Source organism: Mucilaginibacter flavus (assembly GCF_030409315.1).
GTDB lineage: Bacteria > Bacteroidota > Bacteroidia > Sphingobacteriales > Sphingobacteriaceae > Mucilaginibacter > Mucilaginibacter flavus.
The window spans coordinates 1-1,037 of the sequence record NZ_JAUFPS010000048.1 but is presented as its reverse complement, the minus strand read 5'-3'; the positions used below and the strand labels follow the sequence as shown (position 1 = coordinate 1,037).

The 1,037-nt window shown below is 40.5% G+C and carries 1 protein-coding gene; it reads left to right on the top strand.

Annotation, left to right across the window (positions count from 1 at the left end; translation table 11 throughout):
* Positions 1-925 (top strand): IS110 family RNA-guided transposase (locus tag QWZ17_RS23250; RefSeq protein ID WP_290307717.1); only part of this gene is annotated, 925 nt, incomplete at its 5' end.
* Positions 926-1,037: the final 112 nt, after the last annotated feature.

Here is a 1,037-nt window from a genome sequence, read left to right as displayed (position 1 = left end):
GTTTGCCAATCAACTATCAGGCTTTAAGGCTCTTGAGTCCTGGGTCAAGCAACGAACCATTAAAGAGGTTGGAATACGCTATGTAATGGAAGCGACAGGTGTTTATCACGAGAAACTGGCTTATTACTTATCAGACCAGGGGTATGAAGTGTGTGTCGTGCTGCCTAATAAGATCAGCAACTATATGCGAAGCCTTGATCTGAAAACAGTTACGGATAAAACAGCATCACAAGCTATCTGCCAGTTCGGATTAGAGCGGAAGTACGAAGTTTGGCAACAGCCCAAAAAGATCTATCGCGACTTAAAGCAACTGACACGTGAACGGGACCAGATCATCGCCGAACGCACGGTAAGTAAAAACCAGTTACATGCAGAACAGGCAGAAGCATTTCCAAATGAAAAAAGTATCGTAAGGCTTCAGCAACGGATTAATCTATGCAATATGCAAGAAAGGGAGATCAAGTTCGATATAGCGGAAATGTTCAAAAAGGATAAGGAATTTACTGCAAGAATAAACAATCTTGCTACAATACCAGGAGTAGGTAAACTCACGGCAGTAATAACGATAGCTGAAACAAACGGATTTGACCTGATAAAAAATAAAAAACAACTTACCAGCTATAGTGGCCTGGATGTGGAGGAAAAAGAGTCGGGCACATCTGTAAAGAAGAAACCCAAAATATCGAAAAAGGGAAACCGGCACCTGCGAAAAGCAATGCATATGCCGGCATTAACAGCCATTAGAATAGATGACCGCTTTAAAACCGTATATGCCAGACTGGTGTCCAAACATGGAATTAAAATGAAAGCAGCTGTCGCCGTTCAAAGAAGACTATTGGAGTTGATATATACTTTGTGGACTACAAATAAACCATATGACAAAAATCATGTACATCAATCTATTGAAAATGCTTCGGCCATATAAAAGGGTTAGGGCAGCCATCAATGACGAACTGCCCTAAACAGGCTGGCTTTAAAGCCGCCTTAATAAAACAAAATTAAAAATTATTTGATAATTAACACAGAATCTCTCTCCG